The organism is Amycolatopsis magusensis, assembly GCF_017875555.1.
Taxonomy (GTDB): Bacteria; Actinomycetota; Actinomycetes; order Mycobacteriales; family Pseudonocardiaceae; genus Amycolatopsis; species Amycolatopsis magusensis.
This window is the reverse complement of record NZ_JAGGMS010000001.1, coordinates 8,610,794-8,634,947: the sequence shown is the minus strand read 5'-3', so window position 1 is coordinate 8,634,947 and position 24,154 is coordinate 8,610,794. Positions and strand designations below refer to the sequence as shown.

The window sequence follows — 24,154 nt, the reverse complement described above, 5'->3', positions numbered from 1 at the left end:
GTGAGCTCGGGAGGGGGAGACCCCGGGCTCACTCCAGTACGTTCCGGTGCGCCGCTAGTGGAGGGCGCTGCCCGCCACCCACTGGTCCCACGGCAGCGACCAGTCGCCGTAGAGGTCCCACACCGGTAGCTGCGGGCCGCCGGAACCGGTCACCTCGACCACGTCGCCGAGGCCGAGGTTGTCGAAGAACCACTTGGCGTTCTCGGCGTTGAGGTTGATGCAGCCGTGCGAGACGTTCGCGCTGCCCTGCTGGCCGACGCTGTTCGGGTTCTCGTGCACGAATTCACCGTCGTTGGAAATGCGCAGCGACCACTTCTCCTGCGTCCGGTAGTAACCGGGGGAGCCCTGGCAGACGCCGTAGGTGCACGAATCCATGGTGTAGCTTTCGTGCTTTTCCGAGATGACGTGCGCGCCGAGGTGGGTCGGGGTGGCGTCCTTGCCCATCGAGATCGGCATGGTCTTCACCAGCGTTCCACTGTGGAATATCTGCATCTGCTCGGTGCCGCCGTCCGCCTTGGCCACCCAGGAATCGTGCACCTTGTAGGTTTCACTGCGGTCTTGCGCACCGTAGACCCCGCCGCCGAAATCGACGCCGTAGACCTTGGCGTCGACCTTCAGCGTGGTGCCCGGCTGCCAGTACTGCTTCGGTCGGTAGTGCACGTTCTTGTCGTCGATCCAGTACCAGCCGCCCTCCTGCGCCGGTTCGGAGACGACCGAAAGCGACTTCTCCACGGTGGCCTTCGCGGCGTCGCCCTTCACCGGCTGGCTGAACTGGAAGACGATCGGCTGGCCGACGCCGATCCCGCTCTGCGCCACCGCCCCCGGTGCCGGGATGAGGTTCGGCTCGGCCTGCTGCTTCGGCGTGAGCGTGGTGATCCGCGCCTGCTGCTCGAGCGGTTTCCCTTGCTGGTCAACGGCTTTCGCGACGATCGTGTAGCCGGCGCCGTAGCCGAGCGGCTCGGCCGAGGTCCAGCTGGCGTGGTCCGGGGCGAGCGTGCCCTTCACCTGCGTCCCCCGCGCGATGTTGGTCACGGTCACCTCGGTCAGCCCCGCGTTCTCGGCGTGCACGGTGACCGGTGTCACCGGGCTGAGGTCCTGCCCGCCAGCCGGCTCGATGCGCACCACCGGCTGCCCCGGCGCCGGTTCGGCCGTGCCCGGGGTGGTGCCGCCGGAATCGCCTGCCGAACACGCGGAAAGCAGCAGCAACGCGGTCAGCGGGAGCCAGAGTAAAGACTTCTTGGGTGCCATGTTATCTCTTTTTTAAGAATTGACGCGGTGGATTTCCCTTGGCGTCAAAACTACCGGCAGTTCCCGGTCAGGGGGTGGCGAGCCCGGGCACACCATAAAGGCCGGGGCCGTGCACCGAAAGTCCGGACAGGTGCTTTTTGGCCGATTCGTACGCGAGTGCGGTGAATTCCGCGGTGCGCCGGAAATCCAGCGGGCTCACCCGCACCGGCGGCGGCCCCGGCAGGTAGACCACCGGCACCTCGGTGGCGGCCAGCGGCGCCTCCAGCACCGCCTGGTTCCGCATGCTGATCATCGCGGTGAACATGACCACCTCGGCGAGGGTCTGCGGCCGGGTGGGCAGCCGGCCGGGGAACGCGCAGTCGAGCACGACCAGCGACTTCGCGCCCATCGCGATCGCCTGGCGCATCGGCACGTTGGCCACCAGCCCGCCGTCGTAGAGCAGCCTGCCCTCGTGCTCGACCGCCGGGTAGATGCCCGGGATCGCGCAGCTGGCCAGCAGCGCGGGCCGCAGTTCGCCGGAGCGGAGCAGCCGCGGTTCGGCGGTCTCCACGTCGGTGGTCACCACGCCCAGCGGCAGCGCGAGGTCCTCGAAGGTGGTGCCCTCGCCGAGGTACTCGTCGACGATCGCGGCCAGCCCGGTGTTCGGGAACAGGTTGGTCCGGCTGTGCCGCAGGGTGCGGACCTGGCTGAACACGCCGCCGGGGAAGGCCTCGTGCCGGGTCATCCTGGTCCAGATGCGCTCCAGGCGTTCGGCCTGGTCGTCGCCCTGGCGCGCCAGCACCGCGCCGTTGAGCGAACCGACCGAGGTGCCGACCACCAGGTCCGGCCGGTAGCCCGCTTCGGTCACCGCGCGCAGCATGCCGACCTGCATCGCGCCGAGGCTGCCGCCACCCCCGAGCACGAACGCGAGCGGGCGCGGCAGATCCGCCGTGGTCATCTCTCCGGTCCTCCTGATCGGGGTCGAACTCTTCAGTAACGTAGCCCGCCTGCCGGTTTCCCCGGCGCTACTGATGGGTAACACTGGTCACAGTTTCCGGAATGGACTTGACGGGACTCGTCGAAGCGAGGAAGGGGAGGCTGTCGTGGCCGACCAGCCCAAGGTGACGGAGAAGGAAGCCCGCGCGGTGGCCGAGGAGGCGAGGGAGAGCGGCTGGCAGAAACCGTCCTTCGCCAAGGAGTTGTTCCTCGGCCGGTTCCGCCTCGACCTGGTGCACCCGCACCCGCTGCCGTCCGAGGAGGACGACGCCAGGGCGGACCGGTTCCTCACCCAGCTCCGCGCGTACTGCGAAACCCTCGACGGCACGGTGATCGAACGGGAGTCGCGCATCCCGGACGAGTTCGTCAAGGGGTTCGCCGAACTGGGCTGCTTCGGCATCAAGATCCCCGAGGTCTACGGCGGGCTCGGGCTGACCCAGTTCGCCTACAACCGCGCGCTGATGCTCGCCGCGTCCGTGCACCCGACGATCGGCGCGCTGCTGTCCGCGCACCAGTCGATCGGCGTGCCCGAACCGCTGAAGCTGGCCGGGACCGAGGAACAGAAGAAGCGCTTCCTGCCGCGGTGCGCCAAGGGCGCGGTGACCGCGTTCCTGCTCACCGAACCCGACGTCGGCTCCGACCCGGCGCGCCTGGCCACCTCGGCGGTCCCGGTGGACGGCGGTGAGGCGTACGAACTCGATGGCGTGAAGCTGTGGACCACCAACGGCGTGGTCGCCGAACTCGTCGTGGTGATGGCCCGCGTGCCCAAGAGCGAGGGGCACCGGGGCGGGGTCACCGCGTTCATCGTCGAAGCGGACTCGCCGGGCATCACCGTCGAGCACCGCAACGCGTTCATGGGCCTGCGCGGCATCGAGAACGGGGTGACCCGGTTCCACAAGGTGCGGGTGCCGAAGGAGAACGTGGTCGGCCGCGAGGGCGACGGGCTGAAGATCGCGCTGACCACGCTGAACACCGGACGGCTGTCCATCCCGGCGATGTGCGCCGGCGCGGCCAAGTGGTGCCTGAAGATCGCCCGCGAGTGGTCCGGCGAGCGGGTCCAGTGGGGCAGGCCGGTCGGCGAGCACGGCGCGGTGGCGAACAAGATCTCTTACATCGCGGCGACCTCCTACGCGCTGGAAGCCGTGCTGGACCTGTCCGGGCACATGAGCGACGAGGGCCGCAACGACATCCGCATCGAGGCCGCGCTCGCGAAACTGTGGGCGAGCGAGGTGTCCTGCCTGATCGCCGACGAGCTGATGCAGATCCGCGGCGGGCGTGGCTATGAGACGGCCGAGTCGCTGGCGGCGCGCGGGGAGCGGGCGGTGCCGGTCGAGCAGCTGGTCCGCGACCTGCGCATCAACCGGATCTTCGAAGGCTCCTCGGAGATCATGCGCCTGCTCATCGCGCGGGAGGCGGTCGACTCGCACCTCACCGCCGCGGGTGACCTCGCCGACCCGGACGCCGACGTGAAGGCCAAGGCGAAGGCCGCCGCGAAGGCGAGCGGGTTCTACGCGAAGTGGCTGCCGAAACTGGTCGCCGGCAAGGGCCAGGTGCCGACCTCGTACACCGAGTTCGGCGCGCTGGCCGGGCACCTGCGGTACGTCGAGCGGACCGCGCGCAAGCTCGCGCGGTCGACCTTCTACGGGATGGCGCGCTGGCAGGCCGGGCTGGAGAAGCGGCAGGGCTTCCTCGGGCGGATCGTCGACATCGGCGCCGAGCTGTTCGCGATGTCGGCTGCCTGCGTGCGCGCGGAAATGCAGCGCGGAATCAACCGTGAAGAAGGCGAGGCGGCTTACGAACTCGCCGACGCCTTCTGCCGTCAGGCGCGGTTGCGGGTGGAGGCGTTGTTCGGCGCGTTGTGGGCCAACACCGACGACGTCGACCACCGGATCGCCGGGCGCACGCTGAAGGGCCGGTACACCTGGCTCGAAGAAGGCGTGCTCGACCCGAGCGAGGGCACCGGCCCGTGGATCACCGACTGGCAGGCCGGCGCGTCCGCCCAGGAGAACGTGGCGCGCCGGTACCTGCCGCGTCAGAACGGGAACTGAGCGGCGCGCAGCTTCCGGACCAGCTCGTCACGTTTGGGCCCGGACGCCACCCTGGCGTCCGGGACCTCGGTGTCCGGGCCGCAGGTCACGTCGTCCTCCGGCACCGTGCCGTGCACGAGGTAGGCAGTCGCGGCGTTGGAGGCGCAGGCGTTCTGCGTGGTCAGGTAGGTGCCGTGGCCGCCCTGGTCGGCGAGCACCAGCCGGGCGCGGTCGCCGAGCGCGTCGCGCATGGCCACCGCGCCGGGCAGCGGGGTGGCCGGATCGCGCCGGTTCTGCAGGAGCAGCACGGTGGGCTGCCCGCGGTCGCTCACCGCGACGGGCGTTTCCGGCTGGTGCGGCCAGAACGCGCAGGGCCAGACGTTGGACGGCATGCCGCCGGTGATCGGGTAGCGCTTGCGGTCGCGTGCCACGTCCTGCCGGTACACCTCCGGGTCGCGCGGCCAGCTGGCCTCGTTGCAGGCGATGCCCCAGAGGGTGGCGGGCAGGGACTGCGAGTCGTCGGGCAGCTGGAGTTCGTCGCGGGCTTCGGCGGCTTTCGCGGCGTCGGCGAGTTTGGCGGCCTGCCACAGCTTCGCCAGTGAGGGGAAGCTCTCGTCGCCGTACAGCGCGCCACGGGTGCGACCGCGGAAGTCGTTGCCGGACATGGGTTTCCGGGTGGCGGCGAGCGGGGTGATGTCGAGTTTGCCGGTCAGGTCGAGGTAGGTCTGCCGGACCGCCTGCGGGGTGTTGCCGAGTTCGTAGGTGGGGTGGCGCTGCGCGGCCCAGCGGGCGAAGTCGTCGAAGCGCTCTTCGTTGGCCGGGCCCCAGAACTGCCAGACGCGGCGCCAGACGTCGGTCGGGTCGACCACGGCGTCGAGCACGACGCGGTCGCTGCGCTCGGGGAAGAGGGTGGTGAACACGGCGCCGAGGTAGGAGCCGTAGCTGCCGCCGAAGTAGGAGATCTTCTCCTCGCCGAGCGCGGCGCGGATGCGGTCCATGTCGCGGGCGGTGTTGGCGGTGGTGACGTGGGGGAGGTTCGGGTCGGCGGCGCACTGCCCGGCGACCTGCTCGGCGTAGGCGAGGTTCGCGGTGATGGAGCCGTCGGGGGCGGGGTAGGGCATGAGCTTGGTGACGTCCTGCTGCTCGGCGGTCAGCTCGCAGGAAACCGGGGTGCTGGCGCCGGTGCCGCGGGGGTCGAAGCCGATGAGGTCGTACTGGTCGGTCACCCCGCGCGGGGCCAGCTTGCCGACCGCGCCCGGCATCCCGCGCCCGCTCGACCCTGGCCCACCGGGATTGAGCAGCAGTATGCCGCGGCGGCGGTCGCTGGTGGCCTTCTGCCGGGAGATCGCCACCTTGATCTGCGGCCCGGCGGGATCGTCGTAGTCGCGGGGCACACTGACCTCGGCGCACTCGACCTTGCGGCCGAACTCCTCCGGACAGGGCGTCCACGAGAGGGCCTGCTGCGCGATCGCGGGCACCCCCGCGGCGGCGATCACGGCGATCGAGGCGATCGCCAGCCCGGTCCGTGTACTGCGCATGCTGCCTCCGAACAGTTGGGGTGTGACCACCCAACTACCGCCGGAAGACCCGCGCACCCCTCCCCACCCATTCGAGACCCCACCCCGCCCGCGGACCATACAACCAGGTGACACCCACCCCACCCGTCCCCATGCTCGCGCACCCGAGTTCGGCGTCCAGGCACCCGAGTTGCACGTTCGGGCAGCCGAGTTCCGCGTTCAGGTAAGCGAGTTCCACGTTCGGGAGGCTGAGACCCACGTTCGCGCAGCTGAACCCCACGTTCAGGCAGGCGAAGTCGGCATTCAGGCAGCTGAACTCCACAGTCGAGGGCCCGCGGCCGGACTGTCGAGTGGGCATCCGGCGTGGTTGCCGCGGAGGCTCAACCACCCTCAACCGTCGGACTCGGCTGCCCGGCAGCTCCCCGAACGCGGGCTCCGGCCGCCTCAATGTGGAACTCGGCTGTCCGAACGTGGGACTCGACTGCACGGGTGTGGAGTTCGGCTGCCCGAATGTGGGACTCGGTCGCGCGAGCGCAGTCCTCGGCTTCGCGAACGTGGGTTTCGGCTGCCTGAGTGTGGGACTCGGCTTCGGGAGTGTGGGGTTCGGGTGCGCGAACGTGGGGTTCGGGGGTGTGGACGTGGGCTCGCCCCCGGGCGTGGGCTCGGGGGCGAGTGGGGGGTGTTGGGGGCGCGGGCTATTGGGGGCGGTTTGGGTTGTGGTCGGAGGTGGCGGAGGTGGTGGCGGTGGCGCGGGCCGGGGTGCTGGAGGAGCTGGAGGCGGGTGTGGAGGAGCCGGGTGTGGAGGTGGGGTCCGCGTCGGGGGTGGTGAGGTCCGCGTCGGGGGTGGTGTCCGCCTCGGGGGTGGACTTGGCTTCGGCGCGCTTGCGCTTCAGCAGGATGAAGGCGACGAAGGCGGCGGCGATGAGGGCCAGCACGATCCAGCTGCCCTTGCCGACCGCGGACTCCAGTTGTTCGGCGGCTTCCCCGGCGGCGGCGCCGATGCCGATGTGCAGGGCGCACCACGCGGTGGCACCGACGGCCACCGGTGGCAGGAACCGCCGGAACGGCAGGCCCGAGGCGCCCGCGGCGGCCGGGATCAGGGTTCGCATGACCGGCAGGAAGATCGCGATCAGCACCGCCCAGGAACCCCTGCGCCGCAGGAAGTCGCAGGCCTTGTCCCAGCCGTCGGCGCCGTGCTTCTGCACGAGTTTGGTCTGCCGCAGCCGTGGCCCGAACTTCTTGCCGAGCAGGTAGCCGACCGAGTCACCGGCGATCGCGCAGACGGTGGTGACCAGCCACATCAGCAGGAACTTCGGCGCGCTGTCCACAGTGGTGCCGAGGATGAACAAGCCGGTCTCGCCGGGTGCGATGAAGCCCAGGCCGAGGGTGCACTCCCCGAACACCAGCAGGCCGGCCCCGGCGGTGACGCCCGCGGGCGGCAGCGCGCGGAGCCAGTCGAGAATGTCGGTCACCAGTGCCACGTGAAAGTCCCCTCAGTTCGCTTCGGCGGATCAGCAAGCCCGTTCAGGCTAATGCGACCCTAGCCATCGCGCGTCAACCTTTCGTCAGGGGATTTCACCCACTTTGGTGGTACGCGGGCGTACGACTAGCGGCTCAGGAGGCTGGTGGCCTCCTGCGCCGCGGGGCCCTGCGAGGTCAGGTGTGCCAGGTTCTCCGGCAGCTCCTCACCACGGTGGGCCTTGGTCTGCGTGTACAACCGCCCGGCCCGGTACGACGAACGCACCAGCGGACCCGCCATCACCCCGGCGAAACCCATCGCCTCGGCGGCCTGCGAGTGCTCCACGAACTCCTCCGGCTTCACCCACCGATCCACCGGATGATGCCGCGGCGACGGCCGCAGGTACTGGGTGATCGTCAGGATCTCGCACCCCGCATCCACCAAATCCCGCATCGCCGGACCCACCTCATCCGGGGTCTCACCCATGCCCAGGATCAGGTTCGACTTGGTCACCAAACCTGCTTCACGGGCGGCGGTGATGACCTCCAGCGACCGCGCGTAGCGGAAACCGGGACGGATACGCTTGAAGATCCGCGGCACCGTCTCCACATTGTGCGCCAGCACCTCCGGCCGCGACCCGAACACCTCAGCCAACTGCTCGGGGTCGGCGTTGAAATCCGGGATCAGCAACTCCACCCCGGTACCCGGGTTCAGCGCGTGGATCTGGCGCACGGTCTCGGCATACAACCAGGCGCCACCATCGGGCAGGTCGTCGCGGGCGACACCGGTGACCGTGGAATAACGCAGCCCCATCGCCTGAACGCTTTCGGCGACCTTGCGCGGCTCGCTACGGTCCAGCTCCGCCGGGCGGCCCGTGTCGATCTGGCAGAAATCACACCGCCGCGTGCACTGATCCCCACCGATCAGGAACGTCGCCTCACGGTCTTCCCAACACTCATAGATATTGGGACAACCCGCCTCCTCACAGACGGTGTGCAGACCCTCCCGGCGCACCAAGCCCTTCAACTCGGTGAACTCCGGACCCATCCGCGCCCGCGTCTTGATCCACGACGGCTTCTTCTCGATCGGCGTCTGACTGTTGCGAACCTCGAGCCGCAACAGCTTCCGACCATCCGGGGCAGCACTCACGAAGACCAGCGTACGCCCGGATCCGACCGCACCCGATCAAGCCGGGTCCGGCGTGATCCCGGTCATTTCCGCGGTGAGCTGCCACAGTCCGGCGCCGAGCGGCTCGTTCCGCGCGGGCCCCAGCGGCCGCACCCGGGTGGGGAAGCCACGCGTCCCGGCGAAGCCGTCCGGGCCGTAGTACGCGCCGCCTTCGACCTCGGGTGCGGTGGCCGCGTAGAGCTGCGGCAGCGTGCCCATCCGCGTGCTCTGCGCGAACAGCTGGTCGCTGATCACGGTTCCCGCGCCGACGACCGTCCGCAGTACCGCGTTGCGCTGCGCGTTCGCCATGCCCGACGACAAGCCCGACCGGGTGTACCCCGGGTGCGCGGCCACGCTGAGCACCGGCTCGCCCGCCGCCCGCAGTCGCCGGTCCAGCTCCAGCGCGAACACCTGGTTCGCCAGTTTCGACTGGCCGTAAGCGATCGCCGGGAAGTACCGCCGCGTCTCGAAGTTCGGGTCGTTCAGGCTGATCCGGGCGCCGGTCGCGACCACGCTCGACAGGGTGACCACGCGCGAGACGCCCTCGGCCGCACGCAGAGCGGGCATCAGCAGCCAGGTCAGCGCGGCGTGCCCCAGGTGGTTGGTGCCGAACTGCGTCTCGAAGCCGTCGATGGTGTGCCCCTGCGGCGGCGCCATCAGGCCGGCGTTGTTGAGCAGGACGTCGACCGAGTCACCGGTGGACTTGCGGATCTCGGCGGCCGCCTCGCGCACCGAATCCAGCGACGCCAGGTCCAGCCGGACCAGCTCCGGCGCCGGGCCGGTGGCGACCTCGGCCACCTCGCCGAGCGCGCGCTGCCCGCGTTCCGCCGACCGGCAGGCGAGCAGCACCCGCGCGCCCTTCTCCGCGAGCACCACCGCGCTGCGCAGGCCCAGGCCGGAGTTGGCGCCGGTGATCACCACCGTGCGGCCGTCCTGCGCCGGGATGTCCGCCTCGGTCCACTTGGTCCCAGTCATGCCCAGCAGGTTAAGCGTTCGGCAGCACCAGTCGCCGCACGGCACAGCCGGCGTGTGCCTTCGAGGACGCCCCGAGCAGCAGGCTTTCCAGCGCCAGGCCGACCTTCGTCACCTGCTCGGCGGAGTCACCCGGCTCGGAGAGACCGGCGGCCTGGGCGAGCATCCGCAGCTCGGCCTCGCGCATCGGCGCGGTTTCCGGGAAGCGGTCGAGGTGTGCGTCGAGCACCGCGCGCAGGGTCGGCTGCGCGGCGCTCGCGGCCCGCCAAGCGCGGGTGACGGCGTCCAGTTCGTCGCCGTCGGTCTCGCACAGCCGGACCCGCAGGTGCCCGCCGAGGATCAGCGACCACTTGTGCTGCAGGGCCAGCACCAGCTCGCGATCCGAGGCGAAGACCCCGGTGCGCGGCAGCGGTCCGGCGGGGTCGCGTTTCGCCCGTCGCAGCACGGCGTCGATGGCGTCGCGGCGGCGGTAGTGGTCGTTCCAGCTCATGGTCGGAGCCCCCTTGCCGTGAGCGGGGACATACCGCGGGTTTGCGGCATACTCCCGGTACGGTCCTGACTGGCGGTACCGTACCACGGGTATGTTCCGCTGGTGGTGGCGTAAGGTTGTGGCCGTGCTGACAAAGTGGTCCCCATGAGGTCCCGTCGGCTGGACTACTCGGAGTCGACCCGGTCGGCACTGGTCACCAGCGCGGTGGAGTTGTTCACCCAGCGCGGGTACGCCGGTACGTCGCTCGACGAGGTGGCCCGCCGCGCCCGGGTCACCAAAGGCGCGCTCTACCACCACTTCAGCGGGAAGCAGGCGTTGTTCGAGGCCGCTTTCGACGCGGTGGAGAACGAAGTGATCGACCGCCTGCGAAAAGTGCGCAACGGGCCCGAAGCGCCGTGGGAGCGGGCGGTGCTGTGCCTGCGCACCTTCATCAAGTGCTGCCTCGAACCGGAGTACCAGCGGCTCGTGGTGCACGAAGCGCCGGTGGTGATGGGCTGGGAACGCTGGCGCGAGGCCGAGGAGCACTTCAGCTTCGGCCTGGTCCGCGACAGCATCGAGGAACTGGTCGACGCCGGTGAACTCGAGCAGGTCCCGGTGGACACCACCTCGCGGCTGCTGTTCGGCGCGCTGTCCTCGGCGGCCACGGTGATCGCCGGTTCGGCGGACCCGCAGCAGGTCAGCGCCGAGGTCGAAGCCGTGGTGATCGCCCTGCTGAGCCGGATCAGGGTCACGCCGGAACACGCGTAGATTCGGTACCCGTGGAACTAAGGATCTTCACCGAACCCCAGCAGGGCGCCAGCTACGACGACCAGTTGCGCGTCGCGAAAGCCGCCGAAGAACTGGGCTACGACGCGTTCTTCCGCTCCGACCACATCCTGAAGATGGGCTCGGCCTCCGGGCTGCCGGGGCCCACCGACGCGTGGGTCACCCTCGGCGCGCTCGCCCGCGAGACCCAGCGCATCCGGCTCGGCACCCTGGTCACCGCCGCCACCTTCCGGCATCCGTCGATGCTGGCGATCGCGGTGGCGCAGGTGGACCAGATGTCCGGTGGCCGGGTCGAGTTCGGCCTCGGGTCCGGCTGGTACGACGCCGAGCACACCGCTTACGGCATCCCGATGCCGGAGATCAAGGAACGCTTCGACCTCTACAGCGAGCAGCTCGCCGTGCTCACCGGCCTGTGGGAGACCCCGGAAGGGGAGACCTTCAGCTTCGACGGGGAGCACTACCAGCTCGCCGAGGCACCCGGGCTGCCCAAGCCGGTCCAGCGCCCGCGGCCGCCGGTGATCATCGGCGGTGGGGGCAAGAAGCGGACCCCGCAGCTCGCCGCGCGCTACGCCGACGAGTTCAACCTGCCCTTCACCGACGCCGACACCGCGCTCGCGCAGTTCCAGCGGGTCGAGGCGGCCGCCGCCGAGATCGGCCGCGACGGCAAGGAGATCGTGCGGTCGGCCGCGCAGGTGGTGGCGATCGGCCGCGACGAAGCCGAGTTCACCCGCCGGGCCGCGGCGATCGGGCGGGAACCCGACGAGGTGCGGCAGAACGGCATCGCCGGGGCGCCCGCCGAAGCCGTGGACAAGATCGGCGCCTGGGTGGAGAAGACCGGCATCACCCGGCTCTACCTGCAGGTGCTCGACCTGTCCGACCTGGATCACCTGGAGCTGATCGCCGCCGAGGTGGCGCGCCAGCTCGGCTGATCAGGAGTTCTGCAGCACGAAGGTGACACCGTCGGCGCTGGGGGCGGCCGGGCGCGGCAGCCAGCGGTCCTCGCGGACCGGGAGGCCGCCCTCCAGCGCCGCCAGCACCGCGTCGCGCGCGGGCGCCAGCGCCTCGGTGACGGTCACCTCGTGGCCCACCTCGAACGACAGCGAGGTCACCCCGGCGTCGCGGATGCCGCACGGCACGATCTTGTCGAACGCGCCCAGGTCCGGGTTGCAGTTCAGCTCGAAGCCGTGCATGGTCACCCCGCGCTGCACGCGGATGCCGATCGCGGCGATCTTGCGCTCGGGGCCGCGGTCGTCGGCCGGGATCCACACCCCGCTGCGGCCCTCGACCCGGCCGGCGTGCACGCCGAAGCCCTCGCACACCGCGATCAGGCCCTCTTCCAGGCGCCGCACGTACTGGACCACGTCGATCGGGTCGGCCAGCTTCACGATCGGGTAGCCGACCAGCTGCCCCGGACCGTGCCAGGTGATCTTCCCGCCGCGGTCCACGTCGATCACCGGGGTGTCGTCGACCGGCCGGTCGCCCGGTTCGGTCCGCTTGCCCGCGGTGTAGACCGACGGGTGCTCCAGCAGGAACAGCGTGTCCGGCCCCTCGCCGTCGGCGCGGGCCGTCGCGGTCGTGCGTTGCAGATCCCACGCCTCGAGGTAGTCGATCGTGCCGAGCAGGCGTACGTCGACGGCTTCGCGGGCGTCACGGCAGGAGGAGGTGGTCACCCCCGCCACGCTACGCCGCCGGACCCCGATCCGATAAGACGGGGAGCAGGCGCAATGCCACCGCTGAGACCAGACCCACACCACCGACGGCGAGCACCGCGCCGAGCGTGTCGGTGAACCAGTGGACCGAAAGCACCACCCGGCAGGCCGCCGCCACCGCGGTCGCGGCGAGCGCCAGGAAGGTCATCCGCCGCAGCAGCCGCGGCGCCAGCCACGCACACAGGAGCACCGCGGCGAACCCGGTGCTGGCCACGGAAACCACGTGCCCGCTCGGGTAACTCAGGTCGGGGTATTCGCGCGGGCGGTCGCGTTCGAACAGCGGCTTGAACACGAAACTGGTCAACCGGCACAGCACCAGCACCACCGTCACCCGGACGAGCAGGCTGGCCCGCACCCGGTCACCGCCGCGGTACGCGCGAACCGCGGCGACTGTCAACGCGAGCCCGAGCGCGACCGGCAGCACCGGGCCGAAGATGTTGCTGAGGACCCCGGCGACCAGGCCCGGCGCGTCCAGCCATTCGCCGTGCAACGCCCAGAGCAGCGCCACGTCCAGCCCCCACGGCCGGTCGCGCACGGCCAGCCCCAGCACGGTGAACGCGAGCAGCAGCACCCCGCCGAACAGGCTCCAGCGAACGCGCAGCGCGCGGGCCAGCCCGGCGGTCATCGCACAGCGGCGGCGAGTGCGTCACCGACCGTCCTGTACTCGAATTCGAACCCGGCGTCCTCGAGCGCCCGCGGCACGGCCCGCTGGCTCGCCAGCGCCATTTCCTCGGCGGCCTGGCCGATCGCCAGTTTCATCGCCGGGGCCGGCACCCACCACGGCGCCGGGCGGTTGAGTACGCGGCCGAACTCGCGGGTGAACTCGGCGTTGGTCACCGGCAGCGGGCCGCAGACGTTGACCGGGCCGGACAGGCGGTCGCTGGTCACCGCGAACTCCAGCGCGGAGATCTGGTCCTCCTCGGCGATCCACGGCATGTACTGCGTGCCGTCGCCGAGTTTTCCGCCCAGTGCCAAGGAGAACAGCGGCTTCAACGGACCCAGCAGGCCGCCGTCGCCGGAGAGCACCAAGCCCGTGCGCACGCGGACCACGCGCGCGTCGCCTGCCGCGGTGGTGGCGTTTTCCCAAGCGTCGCAGAGGTTCGCGAGGAAACCGTCGCCGTTCGGGGCCGACTCTTCGAGCAGCGCCGAACCGGCGTTGCCGTAGTAACCGACGGCGGAAGCGTTGACCAGCACCGGAATCCCGTGCTCGGCGACCGCTTCCGCGAGCACCTCGGTCGGTTCGACCCGGCTGTCGACGATGACCTGCTTGCGCGCCGCGCTCCAGCGCTGGGGGAGCAGTGGCGCCCCACACAGGTTGACCACCGCGTCGGTGCCGTCGAAGGCGCCGTCGGCGACGCGCCCGGCAGGCGGGTCCCAGCTGAACTCGTCCGGTTTGCGGGTCTCGCGGCGGACGAGCCGGACGACCTCGTGGCCCCCGGCCCGCAGGCGGGCGGTGAGCGCGTTGCCGAGCAGGCCACTGGATCCGGCGATGAGTACTCGCATGCCGTCGATCCTGCCATCACCCGGTGGAACCGGCTGGCCTACCGCAACTGGCCCGCGATGTCGGCGGCGGCCGCGAGCAGCACGAGCGCCGGGATCGCCGCCCGCGGTTTGAGCCGGTAGCTACCGCGTTTGTCCTGCTCGACGACGCCGGCGCCGGTCAGTGCCTTGAGGTGGTGGTAGAACTGCCCGGCCGAGCCGAGTTCGGCGGCTTCCTGCAGTGCCGCACCGGGTTGTGAGCCGTGCTCGGCGAGCCGCCGCACGATCGCCACCCGCGCCGGATGGGCCAGCGCGGAGAGCACCTCGATCCGCGGCTGGTCCTCCAACGCCAGCACGCGGGAGGAGGGCAGGGTGACCTGCCACTCCAACTCCCCAGGACGGGTGAGCTGACCGGCGTAGGTGATCACCCCGCCGTCGTCCGGGACTTCTTCCACTGGCTGGCCTTCCAGCGCGGCGACCCGCCGTTCCAGCTCCGCGACCCGCTCGCTCAACTCGGCGCTCATGGCACCAGCATGCCGGTCAGGCACCCAGCGCTCGCGCCAGCCCGTCGAACCCCGACGAGGTGCTCAGCGCGTCCAGGCCGGCGGTGAGGAAACCCTCGAATCCGGCCTGTTGTTCGTCGCTGATACCGGTCAGCAGGAGGGCGAGCGAGCCGATGCGGCCGTCCTTCCAGCGCACGCTCATGCCCATGGTGAGGGTCCTGGGGAAGCTGCCGCCCTTGAAGCCGACGGCCGTCGCGCCCTCGGGTACGAGTGACGCGAGTGGGCGCTCGAGGTGGTCGCGGGCGAGTCCGCCGGTGGCCGCCACCGCGCGGTGCAGCCCGGCGAGGTCGGCGGCGGTGCCCCGCATGTGACCACTGGTCCACGGCCATTGCTGGGCGCTGGTGCTGGGCATGGCCGGGATGCGGTTCATCGTGTGGCGGCGGAATTCCGCGCTGTGGATGAACTTGGCGGCGAGCGCGTCACCGATCGCGCGGCGCGCGGCGGGGTTGGGGCCGCACAGTTCCGGCATGATCAACTGCAGGACTTCGCCCTGCATCGACCGGAAGTCCGGGCGGGACCAGTTCGCCGCCTTGACGAGCGCGCGCTGCCCGAGCCGGTGGCGCAGGTAGTCCGGGGCGGCGTTGTCGCTGAAGAGGATCATCGCGGCGGCGATCTGGTCCAGCGTGACCAGCCGCTCGGGGTCGTGGGCGATGCCGAACTCGTCGCAGGGGATGCCCAGCGCGGTCAGCGCGGCGCGGTGGGCGCCGCCGTCGCTGACGTACGGGTGGCGGATGTCCCAGTCACCGACGCGGATCTGCTCGGCGGGATCGAGCCTGCCCTCTGCGACGGCCTGCGCGTACGCGGTCAGGTGCACGATCTTCACCGTCGAGGCCAGGACCATGGGTTCGTTTGCCCGGTGGGCGAGTACGCGACCGGCACCGTCGTCGACCATCGCACCCACTTTGGCGCGGTTCGCGGCCATCCAGTCGAGCCACTCGGCCGTCGGGGACGGCTGGGCCTGGGCCCGCGGTGGCGGCAACAACGCGGCCGAGCCCGCCGCGGCCACTGACAACAGCAACTTACGGCGGTTGAGCATGATGCCCTCCTCTAGAATTCCGTAATTCTAGAATATTGGACAACCGCCCCCTGTCAACCAACGCCCTCCCGAATCTCACGTTCAGGCACGCGAACCCCACGCTCAGGCACCCGAACCTCACGTTCAGGTAGCCGAGTTCCGCACTCGCGCAGCCGAACTCCACGTTCGCGTAGACGGAGCCGACGCCCGGAGACCTTCGCGCCGATGGCTGAGCCGTGGCCGCGGCGATCCCGGGCGCGGGATTCGAGCACGCGAATGTGGGGTTCGGCTGCCGGACCGTGTAGTTCGGCGGCTTGAGTGTGAGGCTCGGCGACGCGAACGTGTGATTCGGCCGCCTGAGTGTGGGGTTCGGCTGCACGAGTGTGGGACGCGGGTGCGTGAGTGTGGGGTTCGGGGGTGGGTAGCAGAACGGGGCACCACCGCGTGGGTGGTGCCCCGTGTCGGAACTGGCGGGTTACAGGCCCAGTTCGTCCTCGAAGTTGCCCTCTTCGAGGCGCTGCTTGATCGTCGTGACGAAGCGGCCGGCGTCGGCGCCGTCGATGAGGCGGTGGTCGTAGGTCAGCGGCAGGAACGCCATCGACCGAACGGCGATGGTGTCGTTGCCGTCCGAGTCGCTGATCACCACCGGGCGCTTCACCACCGCGCCGGTCCCGAGCATGCCGGACTGCGGCTGCACGATGATCGGCGTGTCGAACAGCGCGCCGTTGCTGCCGATGTTGGTCACCGTGAAGGTGCCACCGGTCAGCTCGTCGGGCTTGATCTTGTTCGTCCGCGCGCGGGCCGCCAGGTCGGCGATCTTGTGCGCGAGCCCGGCCAGGTTCAGCTCACCGGCGTCGTGGATGACCACCGACAGCAGACCCTTTTCGGTGTCCACCGCGATGCCGAGGTGGACCGCACCGTGGTAGGTGATCTCCTTGGTCTCCTCGTTGTACGACGCGTTCACGTTCGGGTGCTGCTTGAGCGCCTCGACCGTGGCCTTGGCGAAGAACGGCAGGAACGTGAGGTTGATGCCCTCGCGCTCCTTGAACGCCGCCTTCGCGCGCTGGCGCAGCCGGGCGATCTTGGTGACGTCGACCTCGTGCACCTGGGTCAGCTGCGCCGAGACCTGCAGCGATTCCTTGGTCTTCAGCGCGGTGATCTGCCGGATCCGGTTGGCCTTCTGCACGGTGCCGCGCAGCGCCGACTTGTCCTGACCACCGGCGGCCGGAGCCGGAGCGGCGGCCGCGGGAGCCGGAGCGGACGGGGCTTCCTGCTGGGCGGCCGGCGCCGGAGCGGCCTGCTGCTTCTGCTTCTCCTCGACCGCGGCGAGCACGTCCTGCTTGCGGATGCGGCCACCGACACCGCTGCCGGTCAGCGAGCCGAGGTCGATGCCGTTCTCCGAAGCCAGCTTGCGCACCAGCGGCGTGACGTACGGCGAGGAAGCGCCGTTCGCGTCGGCCGCGGGCTTGCTCGGCGCCGGTGCCGGGGCCTGCTGCTGGGGTGCCTGCTGCTTCGGGGCTTCCTGGCGGGGAGCCTCCTCCTGCTTCGGCGCTTCCTGCTTGGGCTCAGGCCTGGGTTCGGGCTTCGGCTCGGGCTTGGGTTCCGGCTTCGGCTCTTCCTTCGGCTCCGGCTGGGATTCCGGCTGGGACTCCTGGGCCTGCGGCGCGGAACCCGCGTCGCCGACCACGGCCAGCTGCCCGCCGACCTCGACGGTCTCGTCCTCACCGACGCTGATCTCCAGCACGGTGCCCGCCACCGGCGACGGCACCTCGGTGTCCACCTTGTCGGTGGAGATCTCGAGCAGCGGCTCGTCCACCTCGACGGTGTCGCCGACCTGCTTGAGCCAGCGGGTGACGGTGCCCTCGGTGACGCTCTCGCCGAGTTCCGGCAGCGTCACCGGGGTGCCCTGAGCGGAACCGCCGCCAGACGACGAAGACGACTGCTGCTGCTGGGGCTCCGGCTCCGGCTCCGGTTCGGGCTCGGGCTCCGGCTGGGACTCCTGCGCGGGCGCCTGCTCCTGGGCGGGGGCCGACTGCTCGGCCGGGGCGGACTCGCCGCCGCCGGAACCGTCGTCGATCACCGCGAGCTCGCCGCCGACCTCGACGGTCTCGTCCTCGGCGGCCACGATGCGCTGCACGGTGCCCGCCACGGGGGAGGGCACTTCGGTGTCCACCTTGTCGGTGGAGATCTCGAGCAACGGCTCGTCGACCTCGACCCGGTCACCCTCCTGCTTGAGCCACCGGGTGACGGTGCCCTCCGTGACGCTCTCCCCGAGCTCCGGCAATGTGACGGAGTAGGCCATTTTCTGCTGACTCCCTTGATGAAATGGTTCTGGTGCGGTCTTTGGGTTGACTTGCGGTCGTCAGCTGTGCACGTGCAGTGGCTTGCCGGCCAGGGCTAGGTGTGCTTCGCCGAGGGCCTCGGACTGGGTGGGGTGGGCGTGGATGAGCGGGGCGATGTCCTCCGGGAAGGCCTCCCAGTTGTAGATCAGCTGCGCCTCGCCGATCAGTTCGCCGACGCGGTCCCCGACCAGGTGCAGGCCGATGACCGGCCCGTCCGGCGCCTTGATCAGCTTGACCGCACCGGAGGTCTTGAGGATCTGGCTCTTGCCGTTGCCGCCGAGGTCGTAGGTGAAGGTGACCACGTCAGCACCGTAGCGCTCCTTGGCCTGCGCTTCGGTGAGGCCGACCGAGGCGACCTCGGGGTGCGAGTAGGTCACCCGCGGGATGCCGGCCTCGTCCACCGTTCGCGGCTCCAGCCCGGCGATCTCCTCGGCCACGAAGATGCCCTGCTGGAAACCGCGGTGCGCGAGCTGCAGTCCCGGCACGATGTCCCCGACCGCGTAGACGTTCGGCAGGTTGGTGCGCAGGCGGTCGTCGGTGAGCACGAAGCCGCGCTCCATGGTGACGCCCGCCTCCTCGTAGCCGTGCCCGGCCGAGTTGGGCCCGCGGCCGACCGCGACCAGCATCAGGTCGGCCTCGATGGTCTCGCCGGACTCCAGCGACACGCTCACGCCGTCGTCGTCCTGCTTGGCGCCGGTGAACTTCACGCCGGTCTTGAAGGTGATCTTGCGACGGCGGAAGGCGCGCTCGAGCTGCTTGGAGGCGAACTCGTCCTCGTTCGGGACCAGCCGCGGCAGCGCCTCGACGATGGTCACCTCGGTGCCGAAGGAGGCCCACACGCTGGCGAACTCCACCCCGATCACGCCGCCGCCGAGCACCACGGCCTTCTTCGGGATGTAGTCCAGCGACAGCGCCTGCTCGCTGGCGATGACGCGCCCGCCGAGCTCCAGGCCGGGCAGCGTCTTCGAGTAGGAGCCGGTGGCCAGGATGACGTTCTTGCCGGTGTACCGGGTGCCCTCGACCTCGACGCTGGTGCCGCCGACGAAGGTGCCGCTGCCCTCGACCAGGGTGACCTTGTGGGCCTTGGCCAGGCCCTGCAGCCCCTTGTAGAGCCGCGAGACGATCGAATCCTTGTACTTGTTCACCCCGGCGATGTCGATGCCCTCCAGGGTGGCCTTCACGCCGAACTGCTCGCTCTCGCGGGCCGAGTCGGCGACCTCCGCCGCGTGCAGCAGGGCTTTGGTCGGGATGCACCCGCGGTGCAGGCAGGTCCCACCCAGCTTGTCCTTCTCGATCAGGATGACGGAAAGGCCGAGCTCGGCCGCGCGGAATGCCGCGGCGTACCCGCCCGATCCGCCACCAAGGATCACCAGGTCAGCGGAGGTGTCGGTCACGTTGATAACTCCTAGCAAGAGCTCGGCGATGGTGCTCGTCCGCCCGCGCGCGAGTTACTCGCGCGCGCGGAACACACCTCATCTTGTCACCTCGTCCGGCACGCTTGCGACCTAGCCGGGTGTGTGCCGACACACCCGCTGCACCAGGGCGATAATGGATGGGTCAGCGGCTTCGAGAGAGGGTGGTCGGTGTGGGTCTTTTCGACTCGCTGCGCAGGCGTGGCAAGGGCGGCGGGAAGGGTGCCGGCAAGCCGGGAACGCTGCGCAAGTCCACCCCGGACGACACGCGGCACCTGGACGAGTGGTCGGGCAGCAGGCAGGGGGTGGAGGCCTATGTGGAACCCCGGACCACGGTCACCGAGACCACGGTCGTGCTGATCGCGCACGACGGCGAGTGGACGCGCCGCCGGATCGGCAGCCTGGACGCGGCGCAGCAGTTCGGGAAGAAGCGCTCGATCCCGGTCTACGAGGTGTCGAAGGTGGGTTACCCCCAGCGCATGCGCGAATACACCGAGCGGCAGAAGCGGCGCCCTTCCTAGGATTCCAGCAGCCGCAGGTGTTCTTCCAGCAGTTCGCGGAAAGTGCGGTGGGTGCTGGTGCCGAGCACGGGATCGGTCTGGACGACGACCCAGCCCGACGACGCCGGTGAGAGCAGGATCATGCTTTCACCGGCTTCGCTGATCGGCACCACACCGCCGTGCGCGGTGAGTTCGGCCGCGGCGAGCAGGCGAGGGAAGGTCACGTCCGCGGGCAGGCCGTCACTGGTGTGCAGGAATTCCCGGTAGTCGGGCGGTAATTCCCGGCCCAGCCGGGCTTCCGCGGCCGCGGTGTCCCTTGTGGACGCCGGGGCCCGGCCGGTCTGCTCGCGCAGTTCCAGTATCCGGCCGACCAGCGCGGGCCAGTCCAGCGAGGCGGTGTCCGGCGCGTGCCGCGTGCGCAGCGCGGCGATCAGTTCGGCGGCCAGCGCGGTCGCGTGATCTTCCCCGAGGTCGAGCGGGTCGGCTCCGGCGACCAGCAACGGCGCGAGGTGACGGCACGCCAACGCCGCCGGCATCGACGGGCGCAGGGCGGCCCATTCGGCCAAGGCTTCCCGCGCGGCCTCCGGATCGCCGTCGCGCGCGAGGTCTTCGGCCCGCAGCAAGGCCGTCTTCGTGGGGTCTTCCGCGCCCTTTTCCAGGTGCTCGGCGAGCCCGGAGACGATGCGCCCGGCGGTCGAGTCGCCGAGCAGGCCGGTCGGCAGGGAAGGGACCGGACGGCTCAGATGGGCGCGGTGCGCGGCTTCTTCGGCATCGAGGTCGAGCGGGAGCAGCGCGCCGGCCCACTTCGGTCGTTCCCCGAGTGCTTCGAACAGCATCGCCCACGCGCGGGCGTGCACCGGCGTGGTCACCAGCGCCGTCACCGGCCGTCCGGTGGCCGAGAGCCAGGTGCGCACCAGCCGGTCCGCCTCGCCGGGGAACCCGCTGCCGGCCAGCAGCAGCGCGGTGTCCCCGACGGCCCGGTCGGCCTGCGGCCCACCGGCCGTGAGCACCGCGCTCACGGCCGGTTCGAGCTGCTCGTGCAACCGCTCAGCCGCGGTCGGCGATGTCCGCCAGCACCGCGGCGATGGTGCGCACCGGGACGCCGGTGCCGCCCTTGGCGGTGTAGCCCCACGGGCCGCCGGTGTTGAACGACGGGCCCGCGATGTCGATGTGCGCCCAGGGCAGGTCGTCGGCGACGAACTCACGCAGGAAGATGCCGGCGGCGAGCATGCCGCCCCAGCGGTGACCGGTGATGTTGGCCAGGTCGGCCAGGCGCGAGTCGAGGTCGGCGCGCAGTTCCTCGGGCAGGGGCATGGCCCAGCCGCCCTCGCCGGTGGCCCTGGCGATCTCGGCCACGCGGTCGCGGAACTCGTCCGAGCCCATGATCCCGGCGGTCCGGTTGCCCAGCGCGACCACCTGCGCGCCGGTCAGCGTGGAGGTCTCGATCAGGTAGTCCGGGTTCTCCTCGCCCGCGCGCACGATCGCGTCGGCCAGCACCAGGCGGCCTTCGGCGTCGGTGTTGAGCACCTCGACGGTCTTGCCGCCGTACATGGTCAGCACGTCGCCGGGCCGGTAGGAGGTGCCCGACGGCAGGTTTTCCGCGAGCGGGATGTGCGCGACGACCTCGAGCGGGTACTTCAGCTTCGCCGCCAGCACCACCGACGCGAGCACGCCTGCCGCGCCGGACATGTCGGAGGTCATGTGGTCCATGTTCGCCGCGGGCTTGATCGAGATGCCGCCCGAGTCGAAGGTGATGCCCTTGCCGACCAGTGCGATCTTCTTCTTCGCCTTGGCGGGCGTGTAGGCCACGCGCAGCAGGCGCGGCTGGCGCGAGGAGCCGCCGCCGACGCCCAGGATGCCGCCGAAGCCCTTGCGCTTGAGGGCCTTCTCGTCGAGGACCTCGATCTCCAGCTTGTTCGCGTCGGCCAGCTTCTTCGCGCGGTCGGCGAAGGAGGCCGGGAACAGGTCGTTCGGCGGGGTGTTGATCAGGTCGCGGGCGATGGTGACCGCCTCGGCGATCGCGGTGGCCGCCTTCAGCGTGGCGCGGTGCTCGCGGGCGTTGCCATCGGCAGGGCTGGCGATGTCCACAGTGGACAGCGGGCCGTCGCCGGGCTCGGACTTGTACTCGGTGAAGCTGTACGCGCCGAGCACGGTGCCCTCGACGGTGGCCTGGAGGTCCACAGCGGACAGTGTGGTGAAGGCGCGGCCGGTGCCGTGGAGCGCGCGGGCGGCGGCACCGGAGGCGCGGCGGACCTGCTCGGGGGTGATGCCGCCGGCGCCTGCCTTGCCCAGGCCGACGGCCAGCACCACGTCGGCGCCGGTGCGGCCCAGCGTCGGCAGCTTGACGACCTCTTCGGCCTTGCCCGCGGCACCGAGGGTGGACAGCACCTTGGCCAGCTTGCCGTCGAAGGCGGCGTCGACGGCTTCGGCGCCGGGGGCGAGGGTGGGCCCGTCCTCACCTTGCACGGTGCCGACGACGATCACCTCGGCGCGGGTCTTCCCCAGCGCGGCCTCGGTGTTCTCGGACAGGGCAAGCTTCGGCAAGGTCATCGTCGTCCTCGTGCGTTCGCGTCGGCGGTACCGGGCGGGTGGCCCGGACTGATCGTGAGCCATGCTAATGACAACTCGGGTCGGTGCGAGAGGTAGGTGGCCGAGGTGCTCGTCGGGGCCGGTTCCCTGGTCGTGCTCGCCGCGGCCGCCGCGGCGGCCGGGTGGTGGCTGCCCGCCGGGATCGCGCTCGCCGGCTTGCTCGCCTGGCTGGCCGCCGGTCTTCCCTACGCGGGCGGACGGCTGGCCGCGGGCACCCGCGCGGCTGCCCGGATCGGCCTGCTGCCGCTGTTCGGCTCGGCCTTCGCCGCCTACGTCATCCCGGGCGCGCCCTCGTGGTCGGCCGGGGTGGTGGTCGCGGTGCTGGTGCTCGCGCAGGCGCTCGGCCTGCGGCCTTCGGAGTCCACCGCCCGCTGGATCACCGGCACGCTGCTGGCCGCCGGGCTCGCGCTGATCGTGCTGTGCCTGGCCATCCCGCCCGTCGAACAGGCCCAGCCCGGGCGGCAGCCGGGGGTGGGTGGCGTGCTGCTCGCGGCGGTCGTGGTGGTGCCGTTGCTCAAGACAGACAAGACCGATCGGCGTTGGTGGCCCGCCGCGCCGGTGGCCGCGCTGCTGGCGCTCTCGGCGGCCGCGTTGTACCAGCTCGGCCCGTTCCGGCTGGGGCTGTCGGCGACCTCCCTGCGTGACCTGCTCGCCGCCGCCGACGCACCCGCCTTGGGGACCATGCTCGCCGTGGTGGCCGCGCTGGCCACCGTTTCGGCGAGCCTCGGCTCGCTCGCCTCGGCGCAGGAGGAAGCCGGGCGCTGGCCCGTGCTCGGGGGCGGGCTCCTCGCCGCGGTGCTGGCCACCGTGCTCGACCCGTTCCAGGCGCTGCGGATCGCCGCCGTGCTGACGCTGGTCGAACTGTTCGCCGCCGGGGTGCTCGGCCGGTCCACCGCCCGCGGCACGGTGGTGGTGCTGAGCTCCGGGATCCTGCTGATCATGCTCGGTACGGTGTGGCCATGATGGGTTTTGCGCCTGGCTCCACGGTGCGGTACCGCTTCCACCGGCCGGACGGCAGCGCCGGGCAGGTGCACCCGCTGCGGGTGCTCGCCGACGACGGCACCGAACTGGTGGGCTGGCTGCCCGCGGGCACCTCGATCCTCGGCACCCGGCTGGCCGACGGCCGGACGATGCGGGAAGCGCCGCTGGCCGAGCGGTTCCGGCTGCCGCGTGAGCGCTACCCGTCGACCTGGCACGGCACGTCGAACGTGCGCCGGGTGGTGGACGGCGAATGGTCCTCGGTGTGGTGGTTCTTCGACGAGGACCTGCGGTTCACCGGCTGGTACGTGAACCTGGAGATCCCGCTGGGGCGCACGGGCGACGGCGTCGACCGGATCGACGGCGTGCTCGACCTCGCCGTGGCCCCGGACCGCACCTGGATGTGGAAGGACGAGGACGAGGCGGAGGCCGCGGTGGCCGTCGGACGGCTCACCGCGGCGCAGCTCGACCGGCTGCGTGCCGAGGGCGAGCGGGTGATCCGGCTGATCGAGGCGGGCAGCTACCCGTTCGACGGCACGTGGACCGCCTTCGTGCCCGACCCCGCGTGGCCGCGGCCGGAGCTGTAGCTCGTCCGGCTCAGACCATCAGCACGACGAGCAGCACCAGCAGCACCGACGCCACCGAGAGCCCGATCATCGGCCCCTTGGCGATGTCGCGCGGGAACATCTTCTTGCCGTTGAGGCTGCGCCACCAGACGGCCCCGAAGATCGCGGCGACCACGCCGAGGAGGCCGCCGAACACCCCGATCAGCAGCGCGCCGACGAGCACCAGCAGACCGGCGGAGAACGGGAGCAGCGCGGCGGCGACGAAGGTCTTCACGTCCGAGGCCCCGCCGGCGGACACACTGTTGCCCTCGGCGGGCTGAGCGGGTTGGTAGGTCACGGTTCCAGCCTAGCGGGACCGGGTGCCGGGCGCGGAATACTCTG

The 24,154-nt window shown here is 70.9% G+C and carries 22 protein-coding genes and 1 pseudogene; 6 read left to right on the top strand and 17 right to left on the bottom strand.

Annotated elements, in window-relative coordinates; all coding sequences use genetic code 11:
• Nucleotides 1-54: 54 nt before the first annotated feature.
• Together JOM49_RS38790 and JOM49_RS38785 are read right to left on the bottom strand one after the other, a co-directional pair.
• Entirely contained in the window at nt 55-1,248 is a 1,194-nt protein-coding gene (locus JOM49_RS38790) for a L,D-transpeptidase (protein ID WP_209669312.1), read from the bottom strand.
• A gap of 67 nt (nt 1,249-1,315) precedes the next feature.
• Complete coding sequence (locus JOM49_RS38785) at nt 1,316-2,185, bottom strand: patatin-like phospholipase family protein (protein ID WP_209669310.1); 870 nt, start codon at nt 2,183-2,185, stop codon at nt 1,316-1,318.
• A 145-nt stretch (nt 2,186-2,330) separates the two neighbouring features.
• Here JOM49_RS38785 and JOM49_RS38780 point away from each other — a divergent pair, with 145 nt between their 5' ends.
• Nucleotides 2,331-4,271, top strand: a complete 1,941-nt coding sequence (locus JOM49_RS38780) for an acyl-CoA dehydrogenase family protein (protein ID WP_209669308.1) — start codon at nt 2,331-2,333, stop codon at nt 4,269-4,271.
• On the opposite strand, the gene JOM49_RS38775 is transcribed toward JOM49_RS38780, so the two are convergent.
• The 5 genes and pseudogenes from JOM49_RS38775 to JOM49_RS38755 form a co-directional block, all read right to left on the bottom strand.
• Nucleotides 4,256-5,788, bottom strand: coding sequence for an alpha/beta hydrolase (locus JOM49_RS38775; protein WP_209669306.1), 1,533 nt, complete (start codon nt 5,786-5,788; stop codon nt 4,256-4,258). The genes JOM49_RS38780 and JOM49_RS38775 overlap by 16 nt on opposite strands.
• Before the next feature lie 830 nt (nt 5,789-6,618).
• Nucleotides 6,619-7,248: pseudogene (locus JOM49_RS38770) on the bottom strand (DedA family protein); the annotation flags it as partial.
• Between the two features lie 125 nt (nt 7,249-7,373).
• Nucleotides 7,374-8,375 (bottom strand): lipoyl synthase, encoded by a 1,002-nt coding sequence (gene lipA, locus JOM49_RS38765; protein ID WP_209669303.1) that lies wholly within the window; start codon nt 8,373-8,375, stop codon nt 7,374-7,376.
• 36 nt (nt 8,376-8,411) lie between these two features.
• Entirely contained in the window at nt 8,412-9,368 is a 957-nt protein-coding gene (locus JOM49_RS38760) for an oxidoreductase (RefSeq protein ID WP_209669301.1), read from the bottom strand.
• A 10-nt stretch (nt 9,369-9,378) separates the two neighbouring features.
• Entirely contained in the window at nt 9,379-9,855 is a 477-nt protein-coding gene (locus JOM49_RS38755; protein WP_209669299.1) for a hypothetical protein, read from the bottom strand.
• A gap of 144 nt (nt 9,856-9,999) precedes the next feature.
• Here JOM49_RS38755 and JOM49_RS38750 point away from each other — a divergent pair, with 144 nt between their 5' ends.
• Together JOM49_RS38750 and JOM49_RS38745 are read left to right on the top strand one after the other, a co-directional pair.
• On the top strand, nt 10,000-10,602 hold the full coding sequence (locus JOM49_RS38750) for a TetR/AcrR family transcriptional regulator (protein ID WP_209669297.1): 603 nt from the start codon (nt 10,000-10,002) through the stop codon (nt 10,600-10,602).
• Nucleotides 10,603-10,613: 11 nt separating this feature from the next.
• On the top strand, nt 10,614-11,549 hold the full coding sequence (locus JOM49_RS38745; protein WP_209669295.1) for an LLM class F420-dependent oxidoreductase: 936 nt from the start codon (nt 10,614-10,616) through the stop codon (nt 11,547-11,549).
• Here JOM49_RS38745 and lipB read toward each other — a convergent pair whose 3' ends face one another.
• The 7 genes from lipB to lpdA form a co-directional block, all read right to left on the bottom strand.
• Complete coding sequence (gene lipB, locus JOM49_RS38740) at nt 11,550-12,299, bottom strand: lipoyl(octanoyl) transferase LipB (protein WP_209669293.1); 750 nt, start codon at nt 12,297-12,299, stop codon at nt 11,550-11,552.
• A gap of 1 nt (nt 12,300) precedes the next feature.
• Entirely contained in the window at nt 12,301-12,954 is a 654-nt protein-coding gene (locus tag JOM49_RS38735; RefSeq protein WP_209669291.1) for a phosphatase PAP2 family protein, read from the bottom strand.
• Nucleotides 12,951-13,832 (bottom strand): TIGR01777 family oxidoreductase, encoded by an 882-nt coding sequence (locus JOM49_RS38730; protein ID WP_209669289.1) that lies wholly within the window; start codon nt 13,830-13,832, stop codon nt 12,951-12,953. Before JOM49_RS38730 ends, JOM49_RS38735 begins: the two co-directional genes overlap by 4 nt.
• Nucleotides 13,833-13,870: 38 nt before the next feature.
• Entirely contained in the window at nt 13,871-14,332 is a 462-nt protein-coding gene (locus JOM49_RS38725) for an ArsR/SmtB family transcription factor (protein WP_209669286.1), read from the bottom strand.
• Nucleotides 14,333-14,348: 16 nt separating this feature from the next.
• Entirely contained in the window at nt 14,349-15,407 is a 1,059-nt protein-coding gene (locus JOM49_RS38720) for a serine hydrolase (RefSeq protein ID WP_209669284.1), read from the bottom strand.
• Nucleotides 15,408-15,861: 454 nt separating this feature from the next.
• The gene (sucB, locus tag JOM49_RS38715; RefSeq protein WP_209669282.1) at nt 15,862-17,688 is read right to left on the bottom strand and encodes a 2-oxoglutarate dehydrogenase, E2 component, dihydrolipoamide succinyltransferase; all 1,827 of its coding nucleotides are present in this window, start codon (nt 17,686-17,688) and stop codon (nt 15,862-15,864) included.
• A 60-nt stretch (nt 17,689-17,748) separates the two neighbouring features.
• The gene (gene lpdA, locus JOM49_RS38710; RefSeq protein ID WP_209669280.1) at nt 17,749-19,122 is read right to left on the bottom strand and encodes a dihydrolipoyl dehydrogenase; all 1,374 of its coding nucleotides are present in this window, start codon (nt 19,120-19,122) and stop codon (nt 17,749-17,751) included.
• A 182-nt stretch (nt 19,123-19,304) separates the two neighbouring features.
• On the opposite strand from lpdA, the gene JOM49_RS38705 reads away from it, so the two are divergent.
• Nucleotides 19,305-19,661, top strand: a complete 357-nt coding sequence (locus JOM49_RS38705; protein WP_209669278.1) for an oxidoreductase — start codon at nt 19,305-19,307, stop codon at nt 19,659-19,661.
• Here JOM49_RS38705 and JOM49_RS38700 read toward each other — a convergent pair.
• Nucleotides 19,658-20,683, bottom strand: coding sequence for an SMI1/KNR4 family protein (locus JOM49_RS38700; protein WP_209669276.1), 1,026 nt, complete (start codon nt 20,681-20,683; stop codon nt 19,658-19,660). The genes JOM49_RS38705 and JOM49_RS38700 overlap by 4 nt on opposite strands.
• 4 nt (nt 20,684-20,687) lie before the next feature.
• Nucleotides 20,688-22,190 carry a leucyl aminopeptidase gene (locus JOM49_RS38695; protein ID WP_209669274.1) on the bottom strand — a complete coding sequence of 501 codons (1,503 nt, stop codon included), beginning with the start codon at nt 22,188-22,190 and terminating at the stop codon, nt 20,688-20,690.
• Between the two features lie 96 nt (nt 22,191-22,286).
• Between JOM49_RS38695 and JOM49_RS38690 the strand changes: the two genes are divergently transcribed.
• Both JOM49_RS38690 and JOM49_RS38685 read left to right on the top strand, forming a co-directional pair.
• Nucleotides 22,287-23,192, top strand: coding sequence for a hypothetical protein (locus tag JOM49_RS38690; protein WP_209669272.1), 906 nt, complete (start codon nt 22,287-22,289; stop codon nt 23,190-23,192).
• Nucleotides 23,189-23,794 carry a ribonuclease FAU-1 family protein gene (locus tag JOM49_RS38685; RefSeq protein WP_209669270.1) on the top strand — a complete coding sequence of 202 codons (606 nt, stop codon included), beginning with the start codon at nt 23,189-23,191 and terminating at the stop codon, nt 23,792-23,794. The genes JOM49_RS38690 and JOM49_RS38685 overlap by 4 nt, the downstream gene beginning before the upstream one ends.
• Before the next feature lie 10 nt (nt 23,795-23,804).
• Here the strand turns inward: JOM49_RS38685 and JOM49_RS38680 are convergent, their stop codons facing one another.
• Nucleotides 23,805-24,110 carry a hypothetical protein gene (locus tag JOM49_RS38680; RefSeq protein ID WP_209669268.1) on the bottom strand — a complete coding sequence of 102 codons (306 nt, stop codon included), beginning with the start codon at nt 24,108-24,110 and terminating at the stop codon, nt 23,805-23,807.
• Between the last annotated feature and the right edge of the window lie 44 nt (nt 24,111-24,154).